Below are 24,335 nucleotides of genomic sequence, written 5' to 3' on the forward strand. Positions count from 1 at the left end.
CTGCAAGGTGCCGCTCCGCCGGGCCGCAGCCCGTGGCGGAGCCGCTTCTATTTGAATGTCGCGAGGTAGGCGACCAGCTGGTCGAGCTGCTCTTCCGTCAGCGAGTCGGCATAGGTGGTCGGCATGAAGGAGGTGCCGCCCGCCGAATACATCTCACCGGGATACAGGTAGGCGCTGGGCTCGACGATGGATTCGCGGATATAGGCTTCGACGCTGTCGGCGCTGCCCTGGTAATCCGCCGAGGCCATCGCCTGCTCGGCGCGCGACGCCAGGCCTGCCAGGGTCGGTCCGGCGAGGTTCACCCCAGGGGCGATCGAATGACAGGCCTGGCAGGTCGGAGACGCCGTGCGGAACACGGCTTCGCCCAGGGCAATGGGGTCTTCCGCGCCGCTGACCGGACGCGCGCCGGGGGGCAGCTGTTCGTCCGTATGGCCGGGGCCGGAGGCGTCCTGCTGCGCCAGGGTCAGGTCGGTGCCGGGAATCGACGAGCCGGTGACCAGGATCGGGCGTGGTGGCCAGCCCTGGTTGTCGACATTGGCGACCCAGTCGAAGAAGGCGATCAGCGCGGCGACTTCCTCGTCGCTGAGGTTCTGGTTGGGCATCAGGCGGCGGTGGCGCTGCTCGTCGTAGAACTTCTCCGGATTCTTGAGGAAGGCGGTGAGGTAGGGCGCGCCGCGATGCTGGGAAATTTTCGTCAGGTCAGGCGCGTAGTAGGCACCTTCGCCGAAGATCGTGTGGCAGTTGATGCAGTTCTTCGCGTGCCAGACGTCCTTGCCGCGGGTGACCTCGGGCGTGATGCTGGCCGCATTGGTCAGTTCGGGGAACTGCCGATGACTGTCCAGCGTAAGCCCGAGAAATACCAGCGAGGCGACGACCGTGGAGATGATGGCGAAGGAGCGCGTTTGTCGTTTGTTCATTGGGAGCGCCTCGACCGGTCAAACGCCGATGCCTGTCCAGTAGAAAATGCCGATGCCGACAGCGTAGACAATGGCGCCGAGCATCAGCGCCAGTACCACGAAACTGAGTATTCGGAAGGTTTTTTCCACGACATTCTCCCAATGATGAGATGAGTGCCAATTTCTCCGAGCGAGCCGCTCCGTCAGGTCATGCGAGGCAGGCGCTGGATCGTGACCAGGGTGACGGTGTCGGCGATCACCTGCAGCGCATGTTCGACGTTCCCGGCCAGGTACATCAGCTCGTTGCCATGCAGTGCCTGCCAGCGATCCTCTACCTGCACCTCGATGACGCCCTGGAGGCAATGGATGGTGATCGGGCCGGCCACCGCATGGCTGGGAACGATGTGACCAGCCTTGAGCACCAGGCGCATGACTTCGAGGCTTGGAGTGCTGACCAGCGCCTGGGAGCGAAGTTCTGGCAACGGGTCCGCGCTGAGTGGGCGAATGACCTCGCCGGACTGTGCATGTTTCAGTGCCATGGTGCCTGGCCGTTATGCTTGGTTTGTCTTGAGACTAGTAAACGGGTGGGAAGTGTCCAGCGACTGAGGGATGAGCGGTTCGCTCACTGAGGCGGGGGGTGTGGCAGGAAACGATTCCCGGCGCATTGCGCGCCGGGAATCGGAGGGGCTTATTCCGGCTTCGGCGTGGTTGCCGTGCTGGCTGGCAGTACCGGGTAGGCAACCTGCGGCTGCTCGCCAGTCAGGCTGTGCAGGAAGGCGACGATGGATTTGACTTCACCATCGTTGAGCTGACGGCCCAGCTGGCTGTCACCCATGATCGCCACGGCCTGTTCCAGGTCCCAGACCTCACCGCTGTGGAAGTACGGCGGGGTCAGTGCGACGTTACGCAGCGGCGCCGCGCGGAACACGTACTCGTCGGCAGCGGTGTTGGTGACGGAGAAGCGGCCCTTGTCACCTTCAGGCAGCACGTCGGCGCCCGGCTTCTTGATCACGCCGAAGGGGAAGTAGCTCTGGCCGCCGACGTTGACGCCATTGTGGCAGGCGATGCAGCCGGCATCCATGAACAGCGCCAGGCCTTCCTTCTGCTTGGCGTCCAGCGCCTTGTCGTCACCCTTGAGGAAGCGGTCGAATGGCGAGTTGGGCGTGGTCAGGCTGACTTCGAAGGCTTCCAGGGCATAGGCCATGTTGTCGAAGCTGACCGGGTCCTTGTCATTGGGGAAGGCTTTCTTGAACTCGGCCACATACTCGGGAATGCTCTTGAGAGTCGCTTCGACCCGGTCAGGCGTGTTGTTCATTTCGACGCTGGCCTGGACCGGGCCCTTGGCCTGCTCCTGCAGGTCCTTGGCGCGACCATCCCAGAACTGCGCGGCGTTGAACACGGCGTTGAGTACGGTCGGCGAGTTGCGCGGCCCTTTCTGCCAGCCATGGCCAATGGAAGTGGTGACGTTGTCACTGCCGCCGATGCTGAGGTTGTGGCAGGTGTTGCAGCTGATCACGTGGCTGCGCGACAGGCGCGGATCGAACCAGAGTTTGTGGCCGAGAATCGCCTGATCTTCGTTGACGCTATGGCCACGGACCTCGGTGACCTTGTCCGGGATCGGTTGGAAGATGGCGCTGGCACGCTCGCGCAGTTCGTTGGCATGGGCGCTGCCGGCAATCATTAGGAGGCTACCGAGCAGCAGGGGAGCTGTGGATCGCATTATGTTTTTCCTCATCGGTGTTGGCTGGTTATAGGAGGCGCCATTTGAATAGAGCCTGGCTTGATTTGCATCAAACGAAGCCGAAGAAGAAGGTGTGAAAAACTGTCTCGATTTGTAACAGGGTATAAGCGTCTCTTCTCTTGGCCAGCCTTGCGGCTCGGCGGAGGCAACGCCAGAATGGCGGCACTTTTCGTGGCTTGTGAGCCACCCAGCAAGGATCTCCGATGCCCCAGACTGTCGCTGCCGGCCTGCGCCTGGCGCCCGATGCGCTGACTCGCCCCTTCGAGCCCAGCCAGTTCGACTTCAAGACCACCGATGAGCTTGAGCCTTTCCTTGGCGTGCTTGGCCAGGAACGGGCCGTCGAGGCCCTGCAGTTCGGTGTGGCGATGCCGCGTCCGGGCTACAACGTCTATGTGATGGGCGAGTCCGGTACGGGACGTTTCTCCTTCGTGCGACGCTATCTGCGGGCCGAAGGCAAACGGCTGGATACGCCCTCGGACTGGGTCTACGTGAACAATTTCGACGAGCCGCGCGAGCCACGGGTGCTTGAGCTGCCACAGGGCGGGGCCTGCGCCTTCATCGCCGATATCGCCCAGTTGATCGACAACCTGCTGGCGACCTTCCCGGCGGTATTCGAGCATCCCAGCTTCCAGCAGAAGAAGAGCGCCATCGACCGCGCCTTCAACCAGCGCTACGACAAGGCGCTGGATGTGATCGAGAAGCTGGCGCTGGAAAAGGAGATCGCCCTCTATCGCGACAGCGCCAACATCGCCTTCACGCCGATGAAGGACGGCAAGTCCATGGACGAGGCCGAGTTCGCGCAGCTGCCCGAAGCCGAGCGCGAGCGCTATCACGCGGACATCTCCGCGCTGGAAGTGAGCCTGAACGAAGAGCTGGCCAGCTTGCCGCAATGGAAGCGCGAATCCAGCAATCAGCTGCGCCAGCTCAACGACGAGACCATCAGCCAGGCGTTGCAGCCGCTGCTGGAGCCGCTGTCGGAAAAGTATTCCGAGAACGCCGGCATCGAAGCCTACCTGCAGGCGGTGCAGGTCAACCTGCTGAAAACCGTGGTCGAACAGCTGGTGGATGAAAACCGCCCCGAGGCTCATAACCGTCAGCTGCTCGAAGAGCAGTACAGTCCGAGCCTGGTGGTCGGTCATGCCGAGGATGGCGGCGCACCGGTGGTGTTCGAGCCGCATCCGACCTACGACAACCTCTTTGGCCGTATCGAATACAACACCGATCAGGGTGCGCTCTATACCAGTTACCGCCAACTGCGGCCCGGCGCCCTGCACCGCGCCAATGGCGGCTTCCTGGTGCTCGAAGCGGAAAAACTGCTCAGCGAGCCCTTCGTCTGGGAGGCGCTCAAGCGTGCCCTGCAGTCGAACAAGCTGAAAATGGAGTCGCCACTGGCCGAGCTGGGCCGGCTGGCCACCGTCACCCTGACGCCGGAAGTCATTGCGCTCAAGGTCAAGATCGTCATCATCGGTTCGCGCCAGCTGTACTACACCCTGCAGGACCTGGACCCGGACTTTCAGGAGATGTTCCGGGTGCTGGTGGACTTCGACGAGGACATCCCGCTGGCCGAGGACAGCCTGGAACAGTTCGCCCAGCTGTTGAAAACCCGCACCTCGGAGGAAGGCATGGCGCCGCTGAGTGCCGCGGCAGTGGCCCGGCTGGCGACTCACAGTGCGCGTCTGGCCGAGCATCAGGGACGGCTGTCGGCGCGTATCGGCGATCTGTTCCAGCTGGTCAGCGAGGCGGATTTCATTCGCCAGCTGGCCAGCGACGAGGTCACCGACGTCGGTCACATCGAACGTGCTCTCAAAGCCAAGGCCACCCGCACCGGGCGTGTTTCGGCGCGGATTCTCGATGACATCCTCGCCGGGGTCATCCTGATCGACAGCGAAGGCGCGGCCATCGGCAAGTGCAACGGGCTGACCGTACTGGAGGTCGGTGACTCGGCCTTCGGCATGCCGGCGCGCATTTCCGCCACCGTCTATCCGGGCGGTTCGGGCATCGTCGATATCGAGCGCGAGGTCAACCTGGGCCAGCCGATCCACTCCAAGGGCGTGATGATCCTCACCGGCTATCTGGGCAGCCGTTACGCCCAGGAGTTTCCGCTGGAAATCTCGGCGAGCATCGCGCTGGAGCAGTCCTACGGCTATGTCGATGGCGACAGTGCCTCGCTCGGCGAATGCTGTGCGCTGATCTCGGCCATCTCGCGCACGCCGCTCAAGCAATGCTTCGCCATCACCGGCTCGATCAACCAGTTCGGTGAGGTGCAGGCCGTCGGTGGCGTGAACGAGAAGATCGAAGGTTTCTTCCGGCTCTGCGAGGCGCGCGGGCTGACGGGTGAGCAGGGCGCGATCATTCCCTTCGCCAACGTCACCACCCTCATGCTCGAAGAGCGCGTACTGGAGGCCGTGCGCCAGGAGCGCTTCCATATCTATGCCGTGCGTCATGTCGATGAGGCGCTTTCCCTGCTGGTCGGCGAAGAGGTGGGCGCCTCGGATGAAAAGGGCGGCTTCCCCAAGGGCAGCGTCAACGCCCGAGTGGTCGAGCGCCTGCGCGATATTGCCGAGATCGGCCTGGAAGAAGACGACAGGAACGAGGCGACACCGGGCGAGGCACTGGCGGCGGGCACCATTCCTGCCAAAGGCTGAACGAGTGAGTGGTTGTTGAACGGAACGTTAGCGCGCGCGGCGGGTCTGGAGAAATAGAGCGTCTTCGCTCTCTATCCACAAGGTTATCCACAGTACGGGGATAACCCGGTTGGCCCGCCTGCTTCGTTCAGGATGACGGTGCGCAACCGAGCGCGAGGGTTACCGTCATGCCGAACAACCTGTGTCTGAGCCGTCAGTGCCTGGGTCTGGTCACTCGAATCGAATGTGCCATCTGGCCTGTGGCAGGTGCCAATGGTCTGTGGACCCTGCTCTGCGCCGCCGGACTTGACGGCTCGCAACCCACTGCAATCAGGGTGCAAGGCCCGTTTCACGGGCTGCGGGCTGCCGAGTCGGTGCTCGACGCCATCGCCAGCAATCTTCAACAGCAGGGTTACTGCGAGGCGGACTCACCGGCGATCTGGCAGTTGCATATGCGCGCCGAACTACGCAAGGTCAACGCCAATCAGGCACGCTTTCTCAGCGGCTGGGAAACACGGTCATAGGCGGGGCGCCGCAGCGTCTGACGGAACCTCGATTTTCTTATCCACAGCTGAGCCATGGCTGAATATCCGCTTCGTTGGCGGACGCTCGGGCGTGGCGAGCAGGTTTGCCGGCTCAGCTGTGCTAGGCTTTGCGACCTTTTTCCCAGCGGAGCCCAGGCATGACCGAGATTAATCTGTCCACCGACGAAACGCGCGTAAGCTACGGCATTGGCCGTCAGCTGGGCGATCAGCTGCGCGACAACCCACCGCCCGGTGTAAGCCTCGATGCGGTAATTGCGGGTATCCGTGATGCCTTTGCCGGCGCGGCCAGCCAGGTCAGCCCGGAAGATCTGAACGCCAGCTTCGCCGTGATCCGCGAGCGCATGCAGGCCGAGGCCCAGCAGAAGGCTGAAGCCGCTGCGGGCGAGGGCCGGGCTTTCCTGGCCGAGAATGCCAAGCGCGAAGGCGTCACCACACTCGCTTCGGGTCTGCAGTACGAAGTGCTGACCGCCGGCGACGGCGCCAAGCCGAGCCCTGAAGACCAGGTCCGCACCCACTACCACGGCACCCTGATCGACGGCACCGTGTTCGACAGCTCCTATCAGCGCGGCCAGCCTGCCGAGTTTCCTGTCGGTGGCGTGATCGCCGGCTGGACCGAGGCGCTGCAACTGATGGGCGTCGGCAGCAAGTGGCGCCTCTATGTGCCGAGCGAACTGGCCTACGGCGCGCAAGGCGTGGGCAGCATTCCGCCGCATAGCGTGCTGGTATTCGACGTCGAGCTGCTCGCGGTTCTGTAAGCCCCGTAGGGCCGAACTCATTCGGCCAGCCGGTGCGAAGGCCGAACAGGTTAGGCCTCAGGGGCGTAACGCCCTGGCATAGGAGAACAGGAACAGGTTGCGTACCTGTTCCTTGAGCACGCAGGGTTCACTGGTGCCCAGCTCATGCAAGTCCAGATCGCCCTGGTCACGAAGTTCGTCCAAGGCCTCCCCCTCCAGTGAAATGCACACCGCACCGGTGTTGCGGTCGAGTATCCGCAGGTAGGGTTGTGGTCGGTCCAGCCAGGCATCGATCAGATAAGTCATACTCACCTCCAGTTGGTTCTGTTAATGAGAATAATTACTATTTGCAAATATGCAAGTACAAAAACACCTGCCCGCTCGACGGTGAGGTAAATGCTTGAGGTGCTGGGAGATTGGACGGGTGACATTTCACCGATCCGACGGGGAAGTCCAAGTGGTGCGAGAGGCGGCAGCTTGCTTGGCTTACGCTTGCTGATCGTCGGGTTACGCCTTCGGATACCCGGATTAGCCTTGTAGGTCGGGTCACGCTTCACCGACCCGACGAGCGGATCGGTTTTTCGAGTGGGATCAGTGCGTGCGGGCGACTGCGAAGCGGCTGAGTTCCACCAGGGCGTCGCGGTAGGGGCTGGCAGGAATCAGTTCGAGGCAGGCGATGGCGCGGTCGGCATAATCGCGGGCCAGGCGTGCGGTGTAGTCCAGTGCGCCCGAAGCCTGGACGGCGCTGCGGATGCTTTCCAGGTCCTCGATGCCGCCTTTCTGGATCGCCTTGCGCACCAGTGCGGCCTGTTCCGCGGTGCCTTCGCGCATGGTGTAGATCAGCGGCAGGGTGGGCTTGCCTTCGGCCAGGTCGTCGCCGACGTTCTTGCCGAGGGTTTCGGCATCGCCCTGATAGTCGAGCAGGTCATCGACCAGTTGGAAGGCGATACCCAGATGGTCGCCAAACTGACGCAAGGCTTCGCATTGCTCGTCGCTGGCACCTGCCAGGGTGGCGGCGCTATGGGTGGAGGCCTCGAACAGCATGGCGGTCTTGCCGCGAATGACCTCCATGTAGATTTCTTCGGTGGTGCTGGCGTCACGAACCTTCGACAGTTGCAGCACTTCGCCTTCGGCGATGACGCGCGTGGCCTGGGAAATGATGCGCATGACCGGCATCGAACCCAGTGTCACCATCATTTCGAAGGAGCGCGCATAAAGGAAGTCGCCCACCAGTACGCTCGGCGCGTTGCCCCACAGGGCATTGGCGGTGGAGCGGCCACGGCGCATGCCGGACATGTCGACCACATCGTCATGCAACAGTGTCGAGGTGTGCAGGAATTCGATGATGGCGGCCAGCAGGCGCAACTGATCGCCCTTGAGGCCGAGCGCGTTGCCGCTGAGCAGCACCAGCAGCGGGCGCAGGCGCTTGCCGCCGGCGGAGGTGATGTAGTCCCCGATTTTTTCCACCAGCGGTACGCGGGACGTCAGCTGGTTGCGGATAATGCCGTCGACGGCGGCAAAATCATCAGCCACGACTTGGTAAAAGGCCTGGGGTTGCATCGGACGCCGGTACTCCTCGGAGGTTGCGCGGCATGCTAGGGGGCGGGTCATGGGCTGTCAAGGCAAGGACCTGCGGCTATTGCGCAGGTGCGGGCGCATGCGTACAATCGCGGACCCTGAACTTCCCCCTGGGCATTTCCCTGCCTTACGCAATTGCACGGGCGTCACTTCCGGCCCCATGCAGCCATGCCAGCCACCAACCATTATTTCAAAGCGCTGGGTGAGCAGGATCAACGGAGATACATAGATGTACGCAGTTATCGTAACCGGCGGCAAGCAGTACAAGGTTGCCGAAGGCGAATACCTCAAGATTGAAAAACTCGAAGTTGCTACTGGCGAAGCTGTCACTTTCGACCGCGTTCTGCTGGTCGGCAATGGCGATGATGTCAAGATCGGCGCTCCGGTGGTCGATGGTGCCAAAGTTACCGCTGAAGTGATTGCCCAGGGCCGTCACGACAAGGTCACCATCATCAAGTTCCGCCGTCGTAAGCACCACATGAAGCGTCAGGGCCACCGTCAGTGGTTCACTGAGGTCAAAATCACCGGTATTCAGGGCTAATCGGGCCTGAATCCCCTTATAGGAGTATTGAACTCATGGCACACAAAAAAGCTGGCGGTTCTACCCGCAACGGTCGCGACTCAGAAGCCAAACGCCTTGGCGTGAAGATGTACGGCGGCCAGAAAATCGTTCCTGGCAACATCATCGTGCGTCAGCGCGGTACCCAGTTCCACGCCGGTTACGGCGTTGGCATGGGCAAGGATCACACCCTGTTCGCGAAAGTGGAAGGCGTGATCAAGTTCGAAGTGAAGGGCGCTCTTGGCCGTCGCTACGTGAGCGTCGTCGCGGCCTGATCGCGGCGTTGCTGGAAAAGCCCTGTCATGCGACGGGGCTTTTTTGTTTCTGTATCCTGTGAGGCTCTTGCAAAGAAGCTGCTCGGTGCTCATTCAGTTTTCGCTGGGTTTTTTGCAAGACCCTTATTCCAGTTTTCTAGCCCGTCCTTGCGGCGGGAGGCGTTCCCATGAAATTCGTCGATGAAGTATCGATTTTTGTAAAGGCCGGTGACGGCGGTAACGGCATGATGAGTTTTCGTCGCGAAAAATTCATCGAAAAAGGCGGTCCCAACGGTGGCGACGGCGGTGACGGCGGCTCCATTTATCTGATGGCTGACGAGAACCTCAATACCCTGGTCGATTACCGTTACACCCGTCGCTTCAATGCGCCCAATGGCGAGAAGGGCGGCAGTACCGAATGTACCGGCGCCAAGGGCGAGGATCTGATCCTGCCGGTGCCGGTGGGGACCACGGTGATCGATGCCGCCACTCAGGATGTGATCGGCGATCTGACCAGGGCGGGGCAGCGGTTGCTGGTCGCTCAGGGTGGCTGGCACGGACTGGGCAATACGCGATTCAAGTCCAGCACCAACCGGGCGCCGCGGCAGACCACGCCGGGCAAGCCGGGCGATGCGCGCGATCTGAAGCTGGAGTTGAAAGTACTGGCGGACGTCGGCCTGCTGGGCATGCCCAATGCCGGCAAGAGCACCTTTATTCGTTCTGTGTCGGCGGCCAAGCCGAAGGTGGCCGATTACCCGTTCACCACGCTGATCCCCAATCTTGGCGTCGTCAGTGTCGGGCGCTACAAGAGCTTTGTCGTCGCCGACATTCCGGGGCTGATCGAAGGGGCTTCGGAAGGCGCGGGTCTGGGGATTCGCTTCCTCAAGCACCTGGCGCGTACCCGGCTGCTGCTGCATCTGGTGGACATGGCGCCGCTGGACGAGAGCGACCCGGCGGATGCCGCCGAGATCATCCTCGATGAGCTGGAAAAATTCAGCCCGGCACTGGCTCAGCGCGACCGCTGGCTAGTGCTGAACAAGGCTGACCAGCTGCTTGAAGAGGATCGCGAAGAGCGTGTGCGGCAGGTGATCGAGCGGCTCGACTGGGAAGGGCCGGTGTTCGTGATTTCGGCGCTGGAGCGCGAGGGCACCGAAGAGCTGAGCCAGGCGATCATGCGCTATCTCGATGAGCGGGCGCTGCGTATCGCCGAAGAGCCGGCCTATGCCGAAGCATTGGCCGAGCTCGATCAGCAGATCGAGGATGAGGCGCGCGCACGGCTGCAGGAACTCGATGACCAGCGTGCGTTGCGTCGTGCCGGGGTCAAGGCGGCTGCTGAGGCCGATGACGACGACTTCGATGATGACGACGATGACGAGGGCGGCGCGGAAATCTTCTACGTGCGCTGAGTGTTTCGGCCTCGCGCAACGGCGGGGCTTGCGGGCGGTGGGCTGGGTTGTCGCTGCTCACCGCAATGATTTGGCTGGTTAGTGGAATAGGCGGGATCGATGCGCGACAAGGTGAGCGGTGCCCGGCGCTGGGTGGTGAAGATCGGCAGCGCGTTGTTGACGGCAGATGGGCGTGGTCTCGATCAGGCGGCGATGGCGGTCTGGGTCGAGCAGATGGTTGCGCTGCGCGAGGCGGGCGTCGAACTGGTGCTGGTTTCCTCCGGCGCCGTTGCCGCCGGCATGAGTCGTCTTGGCTGGGGTGCGCGGCCCAGGGCCGTGCATGAGTTGCAGGCGGCGGCGGCTGTGGGGCAGATGGGCTTGATTCGGGCCTGGGAGGCCAGTTTCGCTCGTTGCGACCAGCAGACCGCGCAGATTCTCGTCACCCATGACGACCTGTCCGATCGCAAGCGCTACCTCAATGCGCGCAGCACTCTGCGCACCCTGCTCGATCTGGATGTCGTGCCGGTGATCAACGAGAACGACACCGTCGTCACCGACGAGATTCGCTTTGGTGACAACGACACCCTGGCGGCGCTGGTGGCCAACCTGGTCGAGGCCGATCTGCTGGTGATCCTCACCGACCGCGACGGCATGTTCGATGCCGATCCGCGCAACAATCCCGAAGCCAGTCTCATCAGTGAGGCCCGTGCCGACGATCCGGCGCTGGATGCCGTGGCGGGCGGAACCGGCGGCGCGCTGGGGCGCGGTGGCATGCAGACCAAGCTGCGTGCGGCGCGACTGGCGGCGCGCTCCGGTGCTCATACCGTGATCGTTGGTGGGCGTATCGAGCAGGTGCTGGCGCGGCTAAAGGCTGGCGAGCAACTGGGCACGCTGTTGACTCCTGAGTGCAGTCGTCATGCGGCGCGCAAGCAGTGGCTGGCCGGTCACTTGCAGACGCGCGGTACCGTTACTCTGGATGCTGGTGCGGTGCAGGCGCTGAAGCGGGGCAATTGCAGTCTGTTGCCGGTCGGTGTCAGGGCAGCTCAAGGCGGCTTTCGCCGTGGCGAGATGGTGGTCTGCGTGGGGCCGGACGGCGAGGAAATTGCGCGTGGGCTGGCCAACTACAGTGTTGCCGAGACACGGCGAATTCTGGGGCGCCCATCGGATGAAATCGAGAAGCTGCTTGGCTATGTCGATGAGCCGGAGCTGATCCATCGCGACAATATGATTCTGGTCTGAGGTGTCTGCTATGCGCGTAATGACCACGGTGTTGGTGTTGGGCTTGTTGGTGCCGGTCATGGCGGCTGCCGAGCAGATCGGTGCGGTCGATACGGTGTTCAAGTGGTTGGGGCCGAACCACAAGATCGTGGTCGAGGCGTTTGATGATCCGAAGGTGGACGGGGTGACCTGTTACCTCTCGCGTGCCAGGACGGGCGGCATCAAGGGTGGGCTGGGGTTGGCCGAAGACAGGGCCGAGGCGTCCATTGCATGTCGGCAGGTTGGGCCTATTCGGATCGGTGAAGGGCTGAAGGATGGGGAGGTGGTGTTCAAGGAGCGCACCTCGCTGGTCTTCAAGACCATGCAGGTCGTGCGTTTCTTCGATGAGGCGCGCAATACGCTGGTTTACCTCGTCTACAGCGACCGCATCATCGAGGGCAGTCCGCAGAATGCGGTAACGGCAATTCCGGTTCTGCCGTGGCCGGTCACGCCATAGCGGGGCCGCTGTGCCGGTTAGCGGCATAAGAGCGAGGCACAAAAAAACCGGCACTAGGCCGGTTTTTTTCAAGAACGTTCAGCTTAGGCTGCAGCAGCTTCGCCGAGGGCCTTGATGTGGCCGTTCAGGCGGCTCTTGTGACGAGCGGCCTTGTTCTTGTGGATGATGCCTTTGTCGGCCATGCGGTCGATCACGGGCACGGCTGCAGTGTAAGCAGTACGAGCTTTTTCCAGGTCTTTTGCATCCAGGGCCTTGACCACATTCTTGATGTAGGTGCGGACCATGGAGCGCAGGCTGGCGTTGTGGCTGCGACGCTTCTCAGCCTGAATTGCGCGTTTTTTGGCGGAAGGGCTGTTGGCCACCGTCGAACTCCTCGAAAACGTGGGATTACAAAGCAAATAAGGCCGCGAATCATGCCGATGTGGCAGATGCTTGTCAAGCCTGTTGGTGTCGTCTGAATGCTGGTCGGGCAGATGGGCTGCCGCTAAACTCGCGGCCTTGCCCAGGGTCGTAACTGACCATCGGTTCGATGGCGAAGTGACTGGCCGGAACAATGCTGCAATTCCAGGAAAGACAGATGTCCGAAAAAACCGGAAAAGGCGGATTGCTGCGTTCAAGTGCGGTAGTCAGTGTCATGACGCTGCTGTCCCGCGTGCTGGGCATGGTACGCGATATGGTGGTGGCCAGCTACTTCGGTTCCGGGGCGGCGGCGGATGCGTTCTTTATCGCCTTCAAGATCCCCAACTTCCTGCGTCGCCTGTTTGCCGAAGGCGCCTTCGCCCAGGCATTCGTACCGGTGCTGTCGGAGTACCGCACCAAAAGAACCCAGCTGGAAGTCAAACTGCTGGTCGACCGGACGGCGGGCATGCTCGGTCTGATTCTTACCGGTATCACCGCGCTGGGCGTGCTCGGCTCGCCCTATCTGGTGATGCTGTTCGCGCCCGGCTTTCACGGTGAGCCGGCCAAGCTGCAGCTGGCCGGTGAACTGCTGCGCATCACCTTTCCCTATCTGTTGCTGATTTCGCTGACGGCGTTCACCTCGGGCGTGCTCAATACTTATGGGCGCTTCGCGGTGCCGGGTTTTACCCCGGTTCTGCTCAATGTGTGCATGATCATGTCGGCGGTGTTCCTGACGCCTTATTTCGACCAGCCGATCATGGCGCTGGCCTGGGGGGTCTTTATCGCGGGCTTCGCCCAACTGGCGTTCCAGCTGCCTTTCGTCGCCAGGCTGGGGCTGCTGCCGCGTCCGAGGGTCAGGTTCGGTGACGAAGGCATGCGGCGCATCATGCTGCTGATGGTGCCGGCGCTGTTCGGGGTGTCGGTCAGCCAGATCAACCTGCTGCTCGATACCGTGCTGGCGTCCTTTCTGCAGACCGGCAGTGTGTCCTGGCTGTACTACGCCGACCGGCTTTCGGAGTTGCCGCTGGGCGCCTTCGGCATCGCCATCGGCACGGTGATTCTGCCCAGCCTGTCGCGCCAGCATGCCGGCGATGATCCCAAGGCCTTTTCCAATACGCTCAACTGGGCGCTGCGCATGGTGCTGCTGGCCGGGGTCCCGGCGGCGCTGGCGCTGGGCATTCTGGCCGAGCCGCTGATCGCAAGCCTGTTCTTCTACGGCGCCATGAGCCAGGAAGCGGTGGTGCAGTCGGCCCGCGCGCTGGAGGCTTACTCACTGGGCGTGCTGGCATTCATGCTGATCAAGGTGCTGGCGCCCGGCTTCTTCGCCCGCCAGGATCTGAAGACGCCGGTGCGGGTGGCAGTCATCTGTATGGTGGCCAATATGGTGATGAACCTGATCCTGATCTGGCCGCTCAAGCATGTCGGGCTGGCGCTGGCGACTTCGCTGTCGTCCATGCTCAATGCCGGACTGCTGTTCTGGGGCTTATACAAGATCGGCGTGTTCCAGTTCGCGCCGGGTTGGGGGTTGTTCCTGCTGCGCCTGTTCGGCGGTTGTGCGTCGATGGTGGCGGTGGTCTGGTGGCTGAACGTGCCGTCTGTCGAATGGTTCGGTTGGGATTGGCAGCAGCGAGCGCTGCAATTGGGGCTGCTGGTCATGGCAGGAATAGCAGCGTTCGTGGCGGGGCTGGCGCTGCTGGGCCTGCGGCCACGGCATTTGCGCCATTGATGGTTGTGGATCGCATGCGGCAAACCTGTCCGGGATGGCCGGTGCATGCGTATAATCGGCCACTTTTCAAGCAAGAAGTGCGGTATGCAGCTGGTTCGAGGTCTTCACAACCTGCGGCCCCGGCATCGGGGATGCGTGGCTACCATCGGCAATTTCGACGGAGTGCATCGGGGGCATCAGGCCATCCTGAAGCGCTTGCGCGAGCGTGCAGCCGAATTGGGGCTGCCCAGCTGCGTGGTGATTTTCGAGCCTCAGCCGCGCGAATTCTTTGCCCCGGACAAGGCACCCGCGCGCCTGACCCGGTTGCGCGAAAAGCTGCAATTGCTGAACGAGCAGGGCGTGGATCTGGTGCTGTGCCTGGCGTTCAATCGACGTCTGCGTGAACTCAGCGCCGCCGAGTTCGTGCATGCCACCCTGGTCGAAGGGCTGGGCGTGCGACATCTGGAGGTCGGTGACGACTTCCGTTTCGGTTGCGACCGCGCCGGAGATTTCGACTTCCTGCTCAAGGCCGGTGCCATCGAGGGCTTCACCGTAGAAGCCGCCAGGACCATCGAGGTGGATGGCGAGCGGGTCAGCAGCAGCCGCCTGCGCCAGACCCTGGCCGATGGCGATCTGCAGCTGGCGCAACGGCTGCTCGGCAGGCCGTTCAGCCTCACCGGGCGCGTCATGCACGGGCAGAAACTCGGTCGCCAGCTGGGCGCGCCGACGGCCAATATCCAGCTCAAGCGCCGCAATACGCCGCTCAGCGGGGTGTTCACCGTCAGCACCGAGGTCGACGGCCAGGTTCGCCTGGGTGTCGCCAACATCGGCATGCGACCCACGGTGGAAAGCGATGGCAAGCCCCATCTGGAAGTGCACCTGCCGGACTACCAGGGCGACCTCTACGGGCGTCTGCTGTGCGTGACCTTTCACCAGAAGCTGCGCGACGAGCAGCGTTTCGCCTCGCTGGAGGCACTCAAGGCAGCGATCGATGCCGATATCGCCGCCACCCGCGAATACTGGCGGGCCACCCCTTTCACCACGAGCCAGGACTGAAATGACCGATTACAAAGCGACCCTCAATCTGCCGTCCACGGCATTTCCGATGAAGGCCGGTCTGCCACAGCGCGAGCCGGAGATTCTGCAGCGCTGGAACAGCATCGACCTGTACCGGAAGCTGCGGCAGATCGGCGAGGGTCGTCCGAAATTCATCCTGCACGATGGCCCGCCCTACGCCAACGGCAACATCCACATCGGCCATGCGGTGAACAAGGTGATCAAGGACATGATCGTCCGTTCACGCACGCTTTCCGGTTTCGATGCGCCCTATGTACCGGGCTGGGACTGTCACGGCCTGCCCATCGAGCACAAGGTCGAGACCACCTTCGGCAAGAACCAGCCGGCGGACCTGACCCGCGAACGCTGCCGCGCTTACGCCGCCGAGCAGATCGAAGGGCAGAAGGCCGACTTCATCCGTCTCGGCGTGCTCGGCGACTGGGACAACCCCTACAAGACCATGGACTTCGCCAACGAAGCCGGCGAGATCCGCGCTCTGGCTAAGCTGGTCGAAGGCGGCTTCGTCTTCAAGGGCCTGAAGCCGGTGAACTGGTGCTTCGATTGCGGTTCGGCCCTGGCCGAAGCGGAAGTCGAATACCAGGACAAGAAATCCGATGCCATCGACGTGGCCTTCGCGGTCGAGGATGCCGACAAGCTCGCGACCGCCTTCGGTGTCGCCAACCTGTCCAAGCCGACCAGCATCGTCATCTGGACCACCACGCCCTGGACCATCCCGGCCAACCAGGCGCTCAACGTCCATCCCGATTTCATCTACGCGCTGGTCGACACCGGCGATCGGCTGCTGGTGCTGGCCGAGGAGCTGGTCGAGTCCAGCCTGCAACGCTACGGCCTTGAGGGCCAGATCATCGCCCGTTGCGAAGGCAAGGCACTGGAGCTGATCCGCTTCCGCCATCCCTTCTACGAGCGCTTCTCGCCGGTGTACCTGGCCGAGTACGTGGAAACCGGCGCCGGCACCGGCATCGTCCACTCCTCGCCGGCCTATGGCGAGGACGACTTCCGTACCTGCAAGCACTACGGCATGGAGAACGACGACATTCTCAGCCCGGTGCAGAGTCACGGCGTCTACGTGCCGGACCTGCCGTTCTTCGGCGGCCAGTTCATCTGGAAGGCCAACCCGGCCATCGTCGAGAAACTGCGTGAAGTCGGCGCGCTGCTCAAGCACGAAGCCATCCAGCACAGCTACATGCACTGCTGGCGGCACAAGACACCGCTGATCTACCGCGCCACCGCGCAGTGGTTCGTCGGCATGGACAAGGTCGCCCACGACGGCAGCTCGCTGCGCCGTCGCGCGCTGGACGCCATCGAGCAGACCCAGTTCGTCCCGGCCTGGGGCCAGGCGCGCCTGCACGGCATGATCGCCGGTCGCCCGGACTGGTGCATCTCGCGTCAGCGCAACTGGGGCGTGCCGATCCCGTTCTTCCTGCACAAGGAAAGCGGCGAGCTGCATCCACGCACTGTCGAACTGATGGAAGAGGTCGCCCAGCGCGTCGAGCAGCAGGGCATCGAAGCCTGGTTCAAGCTGGATGCCGCCGAGCTGCTGGGCGCCGAGGCCGCGCAGTACGAGAAGATCAACGATACCCTGGACGTCTGGTTCGACTCCGGTACCACCCACTGGCACGTGATGCGCGGCTCGCATCCCATGGGCCATGGCCAAGGCCCGCGCGCCGACCTCTACCTGGAAGGCTCCGACCAGCATCGCGGCTGGTTCCACTCCTCGCTGCTGACCGGTGCGGCCATCGACGGCCACGCGCCCTATAAGGGCCTGCTGACCCACGGTTTCACCGTGGACGAGAACGGCCGCAAGATGTCCAAGTCCCTCGGCAACGTCATCGCGCCGCAGGAAATCACCGACAGCATGGGCGCCGACATCCTGCGTCTGTGGGTCTCGGCGACCGACTATTCCGGCGAGATGGCGGTCTCCAAGCAGATCCTGCAGCGCAGCGCCGACGCCTACCGGCGTATCCGCAATACCGCGCGCTTCCTGCTTTCTAACCTCGATGGCTTCGATCCAGCGCAGCACCTGCTGCCCAACGACCAGCTGATCGCCCTGGATCGCTGGGCCATCGACCGCGCCCTGCTGTTGCAACGCGAAATCGAGGACGCCTACGGCACCTACAAGTTCTGGAACGTCTACCAGAAGGTGCACAACTTCTGCGTGCAGGAGCTGGGCGGCTTCTACCTCGACATCATCAAGGACCGCCAGTACACCACCGGTGCCGACAGCCTGCCGCGTCGCTCCTGCCAGACCGCGCTGTACCACATCGCCGAGGCGCTGGTGCGCTGGATCGCGCCGATCCTGGCCTTCACCGCCGAGGAAATCTGGCAGTACCTGCCGGGCGAGCGCAACGAGTCGGTGATGCTCAACACCTGGTACGAGGGGCTGACCGAGTTGCCGCAGGATGCCGCGCTGGATCGCGCGTTCTGGGAGCAGATCATGGCGGTCAAGGCCGCGGTGAACAAGGAACTGGAAGCCCAGCGCGCGGCCAAGACCCTCGGCGGCAACCTGCAGGCCGAAGTCACGCTGTACGCCGAGGAGGCGCTGGCGACCGCACTGGCCAAACTGGGCAATGAACTGCGTTTCGTGCTGATCACCTCCGCCGTCGAGGTCGCGCCACTGGCGCAGGCGCCCGCCGAGGCGGTGGAAAGCGAGCTGGCCGGCCTCAAGCTGCTGGTGAAGAAGACCGGGTACGCCAAGTGCGGACGCTGCTGGCATCACCTGCCGGACGTCGGCAGCCATGCCGCGCATCCGGAAATCTGCGGTCGTTGCGTGGAGAACATCGAAGGCGCGGGCGAGGTGCGTCACCATGCGTGACAGCGCGCAGGGCCATTCGCTGAGCGCACGCTTCGGCAAGCTCGCCTGGCTCTGGCTCAGCGTGCTGGTGATCGTCCTCGATCAGGCCACCAAACATTGGTTCGAGGCGAATTTCAGCCTGTACCAGAAGGTCGATGTCATTCCCGACTACTTCGCCTGGACCCTGGCCTACAACACCGGTGCGGCCTTCAGCTTTCTCGCCGATCATGACGGCTGGCAGCGCTGGCTGTTCGCACTGATCGCCATGGGCGTCAGCGTCGTGCTGGTGGTCTGGATGAAACGCCTGAAGGCGAGCGAAACCTGGCTGGCCGTGGCGCTGGCGCTGGTGTTGGGTGGTGCTATCGGCAATCTGTACGACCGTGTGGTGCTGGGCCATGTGGTCGATTTCATTCTGGTGCATTGGCAGAACCGCTGGTATTTTCCGGCGTTCAACATCGCCGACAGCGCCATTACCGTCGGCGCCGTGATGCTGGCGCTGGACATGTTCAAAAGCGACAAAACCGGAGAATCCGCATGACTGAACAGCGCATTGGGCCGGACAAGGAAGTCACCCTGCATTTCGCGCTTGGCCTGGAAAACGGCGATGTGGTCGACAGTACCTTCGACAAGAAGCCGGCCACCTTCAAGGTTGGTGACGGCAACCTGCTGCCGGGTTTCGAGCAGCAGCTGTACGGTCTCAAGGCCGGCGACAAACGCACCCTGCAGGTTGCGCCCGAGCAGGGCTTCGGCCAGCACAACCCGCAGAACGTGCAGGTCATGCCGCGCAGCCAGTTCGAGGGTATGGAGCTTGCCGAAGGCCTGCTGGTGATTTTCAACGATGCCGCAAACGCCGAGTTGCCCGGCGTGGTCAAGGCCTTCGACGACCGTCAGGTCACCGTGGACTTCAACCATCCGCTGGCGGGCAAGGTGCTGACATTCGAAGTCGAGATCATCGACATCAAGAACGCCTGACCCTTGTGGGAGCGGACTTGTCCGCGAGCTTTCGGCGCGGCATGCACCGATCGCGGACAAGTCCGCTCCCACAGATGCTTCGCAGTACACTCGCCTCACAGGTTCCCTACCGAGACACCTCCATGCAAATCAAACTCGCCAATCCCCGTGGTTTTTGCGCCGGTGTCGATCGCGCCATCGAGATCGTCAACCGCGCCCTGGAAGTCTTCGGCCCGCCGATCTACGTGCGTCACGAAGTGGTGCACAACAAGTTCGTCGTGGAAGACCTGCGCGAGCGTGGTGCGATTTTCGTCGACGAACTGGATCAGGTGCCCGATGGCTACATCGTCATCTTCAGCGCCCATGGCGTCTCCCAGGCCGTGCGAATGGAGGCGGATAAACGTGGCCTGAAGGTATTCGACGCGACCTGCCCGCTGGTCACCAAGGTGCACCTGGAAGTCACCAAGTACAGTCGAGAAGGGCGCGAATGCATCCTCATCGGCCACCATGGCCATCCGGAAGTCGAAGGCACCATGGGCCAGTACGACACCGTCAACGGCGGCTCGATCTACCTCGTCGAGGATGAGGACGACGTCGCCCAGCTGCAGGTGCGCAACCCCGAGGTTCTGGCTTTCGTCACCCAGACCACGTTGTCCATGGACGACACCAGCCGCGTGATCGACGCCCTGCGCACGCGCTTTCCCAGCATCGGCGGCCCACGCAAGGACGACATCTGCTACGCCACCCAGAACCGCCAGGACGCGGTCAAGCAACTGGCCGGCGAGTGCGACGTGGTGCTGGTGGTCGGCAGCCCCAACAGCTCCAACTCCAACCGCCTGCGTGAACTGGCCGAGCGCATGGACACCCCCGCCTACCTGATCGACGGCGCCGAAGACCTCAAGCGCGAATGGTTCGCCGAAAACGCCCGCATCGGCATCACCGCCGGCGCCTCGGCCCCTGAAGTGCTGGTGCGTGGAGTGATCGATCAGTTGCGCGAGTGGGGAGCAACAGGGATGGACGAACTGGAAGGCAGGCCGGAGAACGTGACGTTTTCGATGCCGAAGGAGTTGCGGGTCAGGCAGCTGTGAGCGAACCAGCAGAAACCGGCCACTTGGCCGGTTTCTGCTTATGTTGTCTTATTTCCAGCACTGCTCTACGGACTTGGCATCCGAACCGCTGGCGCTGCGGCCCTTGATGCCGATGGCATTCAGGGTGAGGTTGCCGCAGGTGGAGTCACCAAAATGCTGCGTCGCGGTGAGCGTGTAGCCGCCATCGTTTGCGCTAGCTCCCACAGTCAATGTGTATTTTCCGGTGTCCGACGTGACAGTGGTGCCGCTGGTTCCCCGCATTCCCAATTTTGCAATATTTGCCGCAGTGGTTACATAGCTGTTGTTCTGCGCAAAGAATCGCTCTTGGCTCGCTGCTGCATCCTGAAGCAACGCCTGCCCCTCGCTTCGGTTGCTGCGCTGAATGTACTCCATGTAGTTGGGGTAGGCGATCGCAGCGAGAATCCCCAGGATGCCTACCACGATCATCAGCTCGATCAGGGTGAAGCCTTTGTTGTGCTGCTCCATGCTCAATTACCTATTACTCGCCAGGATTGGCGGCCAATACTGGATGGGTCGGGGTAGATCGTCTGGCATACCAGGCCGGTGCAGGCTTCGAAACCGCTGTCGGGGTTCTGTGAAATGGTAATGCCGCCTTCACCGTCCTGTTTGATACCGCTTACGACATGCACAACATTCTTGTCGTCGACGTGCCTGAGGTCGAAAGCATGGAATAGAGTCTTGCCGCCGGTAAAGGGATTGAGTGCGTAGGTCCAGTTGCTGGCGCCATCGGCGCATGGGTCATCGTTGGGGACCAGAGTCTGGAAGAAAACGGTCTGTCCGAGGGTGGACATCTTCTCGATCAGCATCTCGCCTTCGAACCCACTTTCGTTTACTGCCAGATCCAGATACCAGCCATACTTTTGGATGTTTCCATCGCTATCGACCCAGTTGACTGGGTTATTCGAGACAGTACGCGCCGGGTTGCTCCCGCCCTGGGTATAGGTGCCAGTCAGCTCCTCTATAATCTTCTGCTTCACTAGATGGCCATTTCCTTCCCCTTCGTCGTGGGTGCGCTGAATGGTAAAGGCACTGGTCGGCTCCCCGCGGGTTTTGGTGTCCCATATTCCGTAGATGCTTTGGGCATGGGTTTTGACGCCATCTTTGTCCTCTGCCTCGAAGAACTTACCGGTGCCGAAAATTACCAGATAACCCATACGGCTGGGGTGGCGGATAAGAGTAGGTGCAGCGGTAATCGTCTGGGCAGCAGCATCCTTGCTGGACGCAGCGGTGAACATCGGCTTTTCACCGTAAGAAACCTTGAAGCTATCAGCGTCACCGTTCTTGTCACCGTAGATGCCACCCTCAGTCAGGTCGCGATCTGGGCTAGCATTCGGCCCCAGCAGATCGAAGCGCCAGAGGTTACCCTGTAAGTCGCCGGCATAAGCGTAATCGGCTACGCCGTCGGCGTTGTAGTCGGCCAGCACCGGGCTGGAAAGTCCGTTGGCCACGCCGTCGGTTCCAGAGATTTCCAGGCTCTTGCTTAGCTCGCCGGTCACTGCGTCGATGACGTAAAGTGCTGCCTTGCCATCGTTGGCCCCGTTCTCATAGCCGTTACCGGTCACCACGGCCCAGCGACCGTTATGCAGACGAGCAATGGTCGGGGTCGGAAAACTGTAGCCGGGCTTGACGGCATCTTTATCTTCGATATCGCTGGCATCGAATTCCCAGAGCAGTTGTTCGCTGCCAGGGGTGGTGACGTCCAGGGCGAACAGTGCCTTGCCGCCGGCACGCAAAGTGCCAACCAGAATAGTGCGCCATTTGGTGCCATCGTAAATATCAGCAACTACTGGCGAGCCATCGACATAAAATTGATGGCTGTAGTTCTTACCCGTTAACTTGTTGAGTTTGTCGAAAACTGCGGTAGGGATGAAGGCAAATTCTTCGACGCCAGTTTCAGCATTGAAGCCATGTAGCATGCCGTCGTTACCGCCTACATAGACGCGACCTGTGCGTTTGGTTGCTCCTTCTGCCGTTCCGTTGATCTTCGCTAGGAACGCAGAGTATGAGCTATCGCCGGGAGCCACCGTGCCATCAGAACCTATATGTCCCTCCAAGCGATTGGCAAAGCCTTCGAGATAACGTGCGCCAGATACCACTACAGGGCTGGAACCATACAGATCACCAAGCACCGCGGTGCGCTGGCGGAAGTCACTTGCATTAGAACCCTCGTTGCTACGATCTCCGCGAAGGTAACTGAGGCGCTGTTGCCACTTACCGTCTGCTGATTCTCCGGCTACTTCCGGGTTTATGTTTAGGGCGTAGGCTAGGCTTCCCTTGATTTCCGGATCACCTGCATTACCGATTGTGAAGTCTTTGAGCTTGCTGGTGCCTGCACCATTTTCGTTGGATATTTTTATCGTGCGGCCTCCGGGAGTCGGAAGCTGTTTCTGCGCGCTCCAGTCTTGTGTATTTTCAATTACGTATTGGTCATCAGCATTCTTCACCAGCTTTTTGGAAAAGCGCTTCAAGTCACCCGACCAGTTTTCGTCACTGGCATAGGTGGTTTGGTAGGAAACGCTGGTAGCGGTGTCGTCGATCACTAGCCCTGAGCTGATTGCGGGTCTAGCTGCGGTCGATTTTCGCTCTGCAATCCGGTTCAAAATCTCATCAAAGGCCGAAACCATGGCATCAGGACTGTCAACGCTAAAGAACTCGCCGCGAGAGTTGATTGCCGCGTGCCATAGATCGTAAACGTTATTATTTGAACCTGATGATGCTTTGGGCCAACTCTTCGTGCCGTCTAGCAAGGCTTTATAACCTCCTGAGAACGTATCTCCTTCCCATGGCAGACCGCTAGCGTTCATTGAACTGGTAAGCCCCAAGCCCATGATGAAGTTACTCATATGCTGCCAAGTGGCAGGGTCATTTTTGGCATTCCAATACTTTTCAGTATCCGTCCCTTCCTTGTCGGAAAAATAGGGGCTGATTCTGTTGTCTAATTTAGTGTTGAGGTCGGTGGCCCAGTAATGCATTGCCAAGTCCGCAAGTGTGCTGGATGTATCGTCTTGGTATGGACGTTGCTGGGTGTATTTTTTACCGTCAGGTAAGTTGATGTCGATGCCATCATGTCTAAAAGAGCTGGGATTACCAGTTGTGGCGTTCCACATTCCATCGGTCATAAGTATGTGATAGCTCGGTCGGCAGGCATATGTATTGTCTGATGTGTTTTTATCGGATGAGACGCGAGCGTTCGGGAATTTATGCCAGGCAACGTCCTCCTTGAGAAATTCTCCGGCTCTTTTCATTGCGGCCGGTAGAGGGGTGCTGCTGTTGAAATATACATCTTTGAGCCAGCTATAGAATTGTCCTTTATGTTGTGCATCATACTGGCGAAATTTATTGTCTTTGCAGTTCTTTGTGTCGCCGCCGTTAAGGCTGGTGCATAGAGCGAGATTTTGCCATCCTAGGCGAACGGCTGGGGAGAGCTGGGCAAATGCTAAGCTGGTGGCAGACAATGTTGCCAGTGCTCGAGTTCTATAAAATGAATACCAGATGGCAAAGTTTTCTTTTTCATTGTCCTTGACAAAAACAAGCTTGTAACAGTTCGTGTTGGATTTGGAATCGTTGCAGTTTTCAAGAGTATTATCGAAAATGTAGTAGTAAGCCGGTGTCAGGGCTGTATATGTGCTCCCGTTTCTGGAGCAAGAGAAATTATCTGTGTTTAGCACCGGGCCAGATTTCTCTATGATGCATGTGTAATTGGACCCGGAACGAGTTACCTTAAAGCTGATTCCTGCGTTGCTGGATTTGGTTGCGGTTCCATTTGACGATAGTGATATGGAAACGCTGAAGTCGCCACTTGGGTTGTTAGCCCGCTGATGAGCACCGCTCGGCATGCGGTACTCCTTTCCTGTAGGTCTATAGTGGTCGGAAAGGTCGAGCTTACCATCGTTCGGCCTGAAGCCATTTATCGGTGCATTTGTGAAGGATGTAGTTAGCTCTATCCTGCTGCCGTTTGTATCGAATGACGGTGGTGTGATGTACTGGGTTTTTGGGTTGTAATACATCGAGTTATATTCGGGAGCTGCATACAGGCGAGTTATGGTGCTGCTGCTTATGACTTGGCTTTCTATAGAGTCAGGGACAAATCCCCAAGACATGCTTCCCGATTCATCAAGCGTGAAAATAATGTTTGGAGGAACGCCTACCGTCAGGCTGAGAGGACTTTGTGATACGGCGGCTTGTGAGCTGATCGCGGCGCTCATTAGTACAGTGCCAGAGATGATGCCCGTGATGAATGTGACCGAGCTGTTGATCTGTCTTCCTTTCATTT

The 24,335-nt window shown here is 60.9% G+C and carries 22 protein-coding genes; 14 read left to right on the forward strand and 8 right to left on the reverse strand.

Annotated elements, in window-relative coordinates:
- Window positions 1–47 precede the first annotated feature (47 nt).
- The 3 genes from ACYCFC_RS20055 to ACYCFC_RS20065 form a co-directional block, all read right to left on the reverse strand.
- A complete protein-coding gene (locus ACYCFC_RS20055; protein ID WP_181082167.1) occupies window positions 48–917 on the reverse strand; it encodes a c-type cytochrome in 870 nt (289 codons plus the stop codon).
- 182 nt (window positions 918–1,099) lie between these two features.
- A complete protein-coding gene (locus ACYCFC_RS20060; protein WP_459652691.1) occupies window positions 1,100–1,435 on the reverse strand; it encodes a cupin domain-containing protein in 336 nt (111 codons plus the stop codon).
- Window positions 1,436–1,584: 149 nt separating this feature from the next.
- Window positions 1,585–2,616, reverse strand: a complete 1,032-nt coding sequence (locus ACYCFC_RS20065) for a cytochrome-c peroxidase (RefSeq protein WP_181082165.1) — start codon at window positions 2,614–2,616, stop codon at window positions 1,585–1,587.
- A 224-nt stretch (window positions 2,617–2,840) separates the two neighbouring features.
- Here ACYCFC_RS20065 and ACYCFC_RS20070 point away from each other — a divergent pair, with 224 nt between their 5' ends.
- The 3 genes from ACYCFC_RS20070 (at window position 2,841) to ACYCFC_RS20080 (ending at window position 6,561) form a co-directional block, all read left to right on the forward strand.
- The gene (locus ACYCFC_RS20070) at window positions 2,841–5,282 is read left to right on the forward strand and encodes a Lon protease family protein (protein ID WP_181082164.1); all 2,442 of its coding nucleotides are present in this window, start codon (window positions 2,841–2,843) and stop codon (window positions 5,280–5,282) included.
- A 167-nt stretch (window positions 5,283–5,449) separates the two neighbouring features.
- Window positions 5,450–5,785, forward strand: coding sequence for a PA4575 family protein (locus tag ACYCFC_RS20075; RefSeq protein ID WP_181082163.1), 336 nt, complete (start codon window positions 5,450–5,452; stop codon window positions 5,783–5,785).
- A 158-nt stretch (window positions 5,786–5,943) separates the two neighbouring features.
- Entirely contained in the window at window positions 5,944–6,561 is a 618-nt protein-coding gene (locus ACYCFC_RS20080; protein ID WP_181082162.1) for an FKBP-type peptidyl-prolyl cis-trans isomerase, read from the forward strand.
- A 57-nt stretch (window positions 6,562–6,618) separates the two neighbouring features.
- Here the strand turns inward: ACYCFC_RS20080 and ACYCFC_RS20085 are convergent, their stop codons facing one another.
- Both ACYCFC_RS20085 and ACYCFC_RS20090 read right to left on the reverse strand, forming a co-directional pair.
- Window positions 6,619–6,846: a PA4570 family protein gene (locus ACYCFC_RS20085; RefSeq protein WP_459652692.1), complete on the reverse strand. Its 228-nt coding sequence runs from the start codon at window positions 6,844–6,846 to the stop codon at window positions 6,619–6,621.
- 285 nt (window positions 6,847–7,131) lie between these two features.
- Window positions 7,132–8,100: a polyprenyl synthetase family protein gene (locus ACYCFC_RS20090; protein WP_181082261.1), complete on the reverse strand. Its 969-nt coding sequence runs from the start codon at window positions 8,098–8,100 to the stop codon at window positions 7,132–7,134.
- A 247-nt stretch (window positions 8,101–8,347) separates the two neighbouring features.
- Here ACYCFC_RS20090 and rplU point away from each other — a divergent pair, with 247 nt between their 5' ends.
- The 5 genes from rplU (at window position 8,348) to ACYCFC_RS20115 (ending at window position 12,030) form a co-directional block, all read left to right on the forward strand.
- Window positions 8,348–8,659, forward strand: a complete 312-nt coding sequence (gene rplU / locus ACYCFC_RS20095) for a 50S ribosomal protein L21 (protein ID WP_019339712.1) — start codon at window positions 8,348–8,350, stop codon at window positions 8,657–8,659.
- Window positions 8,660–8,694: 35 nt separating this feature from the next.
- On the forward strand, window positions 8,695–8,952 hold the full coding sequence (gene rpmA / locus ACYCFC_RS20100; RefSeq protein ID WP_181082161.1) for a 50S ribosomal protein L27: 258 nt from the start codon (window positions 8,695–8,697) through the stop codon (window positions 8,950–8,952).
- Window positions 8,953–9,119: 167 nt separating this feature from the next.
- On the forward strand, window positions 9,120–10,337 hold the full coding sequence (gene cgtA / locus ACYCFC_RS20105) for an Obg family GTPase CgtA (RefSeq protein WP_459652693.1): 1,218 nt from the start codon (window positions 9,120–9,122) through the stop codon (window positions 10,335–10,337).
- A gap of 99 nt (window positions 10,338–10,436) precedes the next feature.
- Window positions 10,437–11,555, forward strand: a complete 1,119-nt coding sequence (gene proB, locus ACYCFC_RS20110) for a glutamate 5-kinase (RefSeq protein ID WP_181082159.1) — start codon at window positions 10,437–10,439, stop codon at window positions 11,553–11,555.
- Window positions 11,556–11,565: 10 nt separating this feature from the next.
- Window positions 11,566–12,030, forward strand: a complete 465-nt coding sequence (locus ACYCFC_RS20115) for a CreA family protein (protein ID WP_181082158.1) — start codon at window positions 11,566–11,568, stop codon at window positions 12,028–12,030.
- Window positions 12,031–12,113: 83 nt separating this feature from the next.
- On the opposite strand, the gene rpsT is transcribed toward ACYCFC_RS20115, so the two are convergent.
- Window positions 12,114–12,392 carry a 30S ribosomal protein S20 gene (rpsT, locus tag ACYCFC_RS20120; RefSeq protein WP_181082157.1) on the reverse strand — a complete coding sequence of 93 codons (279 nt, stop codon included), beginning with the start codon at window positions 12,390–12,392 and terminating at the stop codon, window positions 12,114–12,116.
- A gap of 215 nt (window positions 12,393–12,607) precedes the next feature.
- Between rpsT and murJ the strand changes: the two genes are divergently transcribed.
- The 6 genes from murJ (at window position 12,608) to ispH (ending at window position 20,041) form a co-directional block, all read left to right on the forward strand.
- Entirely contained in the window at window positions 12,608–14,155 is a 1,548-nt protein-coding gene (murJ, locus tag ACYCFC_RS20125) for a murein biosynthesis integral membrane protein MurJ (RefSeq protein WP_459652694.1), read from the forward strand.
- Window positions 14,156–14,239: 84 nt separating this feature from the next.
- Window positions 14,240–15,190 carry a bifunctional riboflavin kinase/FAD synthetase gene (gene ribF, locus ACYCFC_RS20130; protein WP_459652695.1) on the forward strand — a complete coding sequence of 317 codons (951 nt, stop codon included), beginning with the start codon at window positions 14,240–14,242 and terminating at the stop codon, window positions 15,188–15,190.
- Window position 15,191: 1 nt separating this feature from the next.
- Entirely contained in the window at window positions 15,192–18,023 is a 2,832-nt protein-coding gene (ileS, locus tag ACYCFC_RS20135; RefSeq protein WP_459652696.1) for an isoleucine--tRNA ligase, read from the forward strand.
- Complete coding sequence (gene lspA, locus ACYCFC_RS20140) at window positions 18,016–18,540, forward strand: signal peptidase II (protein ID WP_459652697.1); 525 nt, start codon at window positions 18,016–18,018, stop codon at window positions 18,538–18,540. The genes ileS and lspA overlap by 8 nt, the downstream gene beginning before the upstream one ends.
- Window positions 18,537–18,974 carry an FKBP-type peptidyl-prolyl cis-trans isomerase gene (gene fkpB, locus ACYCFC_RS20145; RefSeq protein ID WP_181082152.1) on the forward strand — a complete coding sequence of 146 codons (438 nt, stop codon included), beginning with the start codon at window positions 18,537–18,539 and terminating at the stop codon, window positions 18,972–18,974. Before lspA ends, fkpB begins: the two co-directional genes overlap by 4 nt.
- Before the next feature lie 122 nt (window positions 18,975–19,096).
- The gene (gene ispH / locus ACYCFC_RS20150; protein ID WP_459652698.1) at window positions 19,097–20,041 is read left to right on the forward strand and encodes a 4-hydroxy-3-methylbut-2-enyl diphosphate reductase; all 945 of its coding nucleotides are present in this window, start codon (window positions 19,097–19,099) and stop codon (window positions 20,039–20,041) included.
- 48 nt (window positions 20,042–20,089) lie between these two features.
- Here the strand turns inward: ispH and ACYCFC_RS20155 are convergent, their stop codons facing one another.
- Both ACYCFC_RS20155 and ACYCFC_RS20160 read right to left on the reverse strand, forming a co-directional pair.
- Complete coding sequence (locus ACYCFC_RS20155) at window positions 20,090–20,527, reverse strand: type IV pilin protein (RefSeq protein ID WP_459652699.1); 438 nt, start codon at window positions 20,525–20,527, stop codon at window positions 20,090–20,092.
- A gap of 2 nt (window positions 20,528–20,529) precedes the next feature.
- A complete protein-coding gene (locus ACYCFC_RS20160) occupies window positions 20,530–24,333 on the reverse strand; it encodes a pilus assembly protein (protein WP_459652700.1) in 3,804 nt (1,267 codons plus the stop codon).
- Window positions 24,334–24,335: the final 2 nt, after the last annotated feature.

Source organism: Stutzerimonas sp. NM35 (assembly GCF_054604355.1).

Excerpts from the sequence above, each read along its gene's own strand:
- ACYCFC_RS20055 (WP_181082167.1), bottom strand. The coding sequence starts at position 917 with ATGAACAAACGACAAACGCGCTCCTTCGCCATCATCTCCACGGTCGTC.
- ACYCFC_RS20060 (WP_459652691.1), bottom strand. The coding sequence starts at position 1,435 with ATGGCACTGAAACATGCACAGTCCGGCGAGGTCATTCGCCCACTCAGC.
- ACYCFC_RS20065 (WP_181082165.1), bottom strand. The coding sequence starts at position 2,616 with ATGCGATCCACAGCTCCCCTGCTGCTCGGTAGCCTCCTAATGATTGCC.
- ACYCFC_RS20070 (WP_181082164.1), top strand. The coding sequence starts at position 2,841 with ATGCCCCAGACTGTCGCTGCCGGCCTGCGCCTGGCGCCCGATGCGCTG.
- ACYCFC_RS20075 (WP_181082163.1), top strand. The coding sequence starts at position 5,450 with ATGCCGAACAACCTGTGTCTGAGCCGTCAGTGCCTGGGTCTGGTCACT.
- ACYCFC_RS20080 (WP_181082162.1), top strand. The coding sequence starts at position 5,944 with ATGACCGAGATTAATCTGTCCACCGACGAAACGCGCGTAAGCTACGGC.
- ACYCFC_RS20085 (WP_459652692.1), bottom strand. The coding sequence starts at position 6,846 with ATGACTTATCTGATCGATGCCTGGCTGGACCGACCACAACCCTACCTG.
- ACYCFC_RS20090 (WP_181082261.1), bottom strand. The coding sequence starts at position 8,100 with ATGCAACCCCAGGCCTTTTACCAAGTCGTGGCTGATGATTTTGCCGCC.
- rplU (WP_019339712.1), top strand. The coding sequence starts at position 8,348 with ATGTACGCAGTTATCGTAACCGGCGGCAAGCAGTACAAGGTTGCCGAA.
- rpmA (WP_181082161.1), top strand. The coding sequence starts at position 8,695 with ATGGCACACAAAAAAGCTGGCGGTTCTACCCGCAACGGTCGCGACTCA.
- cgtA (WP_459652693.1), top strand. The coding sequence starts at position 9,120 with ATGAAATTCGTCGATGAAGTATCGATTTTTGTAAAGGCCGGTGACGGC.
- proB (WP_181082159.1), top strand. The coding sequence starts at position 10,437 with ATGCGCGACAAGGTGAGCGGTGCCCGGCGCTGGGTGGTGAAGATCGGC.
- ACYCFC_RS20115 (WP_181082158.1), top strand. The coding sequence starts at position 11,566 with ATGCGCGTAATGACCACGGTGTTGGTGTTGGGCTTGTTGGTGCCGGTC.
- murJ (WP_459652694.1), top strand. The coding sequence starts at position 12,608 with ATGTCCGAAAAAACCGGAAAAGGCGGATTGCTGCGTTCAAGTGCGGTA.
- ribF (WP_459652695.1), top strand. The coding sequence starts at position 14,240 with ATGCAGCTGGTTCGAGGTCTTCACAACCTGCGGCCCCGGCATCGGGGA.
- ileS (WP_459652696.1), top strand. The coding sequence starts at position 15,192 with ATGACCGATTACAAAGCGACCCTCAATCTGCCGTCCACGGCATTTCCG.
- lspA (WP_459652697.1), top strand. The coding sequence starts at position 18,016 with ATGCGTGACAGCGCGCAGGGCCATTCGCTGAGCGCACGCTTCGGCAAG.
- fkpB (WP_181082152.1), top strand. The coding sequence starts at position 18,537 with ATGACTGAACAGCGCATTGGGCCGGACAAGGAAGTCACCCTGCATTTC.
- ispH (WP_459652698.1), top strand. The coding sequence starts at position 19,097 with ATGCAAATCAAACTCGCCAATCCCCGTGGTTTTTGCGCCGGTGTCGAT.
- ACYCFC_RS20155 (WP_459652699.1), bottom strand. The coding sequence starts at position 20,527 with ATGGAGCAGCACAACAAAGGCTTCACCCTGATCGAGCTGATGATCGTG.
- ACYCFC_RS20160 (WP_459652700.1), bottom strand. The coding sequence starts at position 24,333 with ATGAAAGGAAGACAGATCAACAGCTCGGTCACATTCATCACGGGCATC.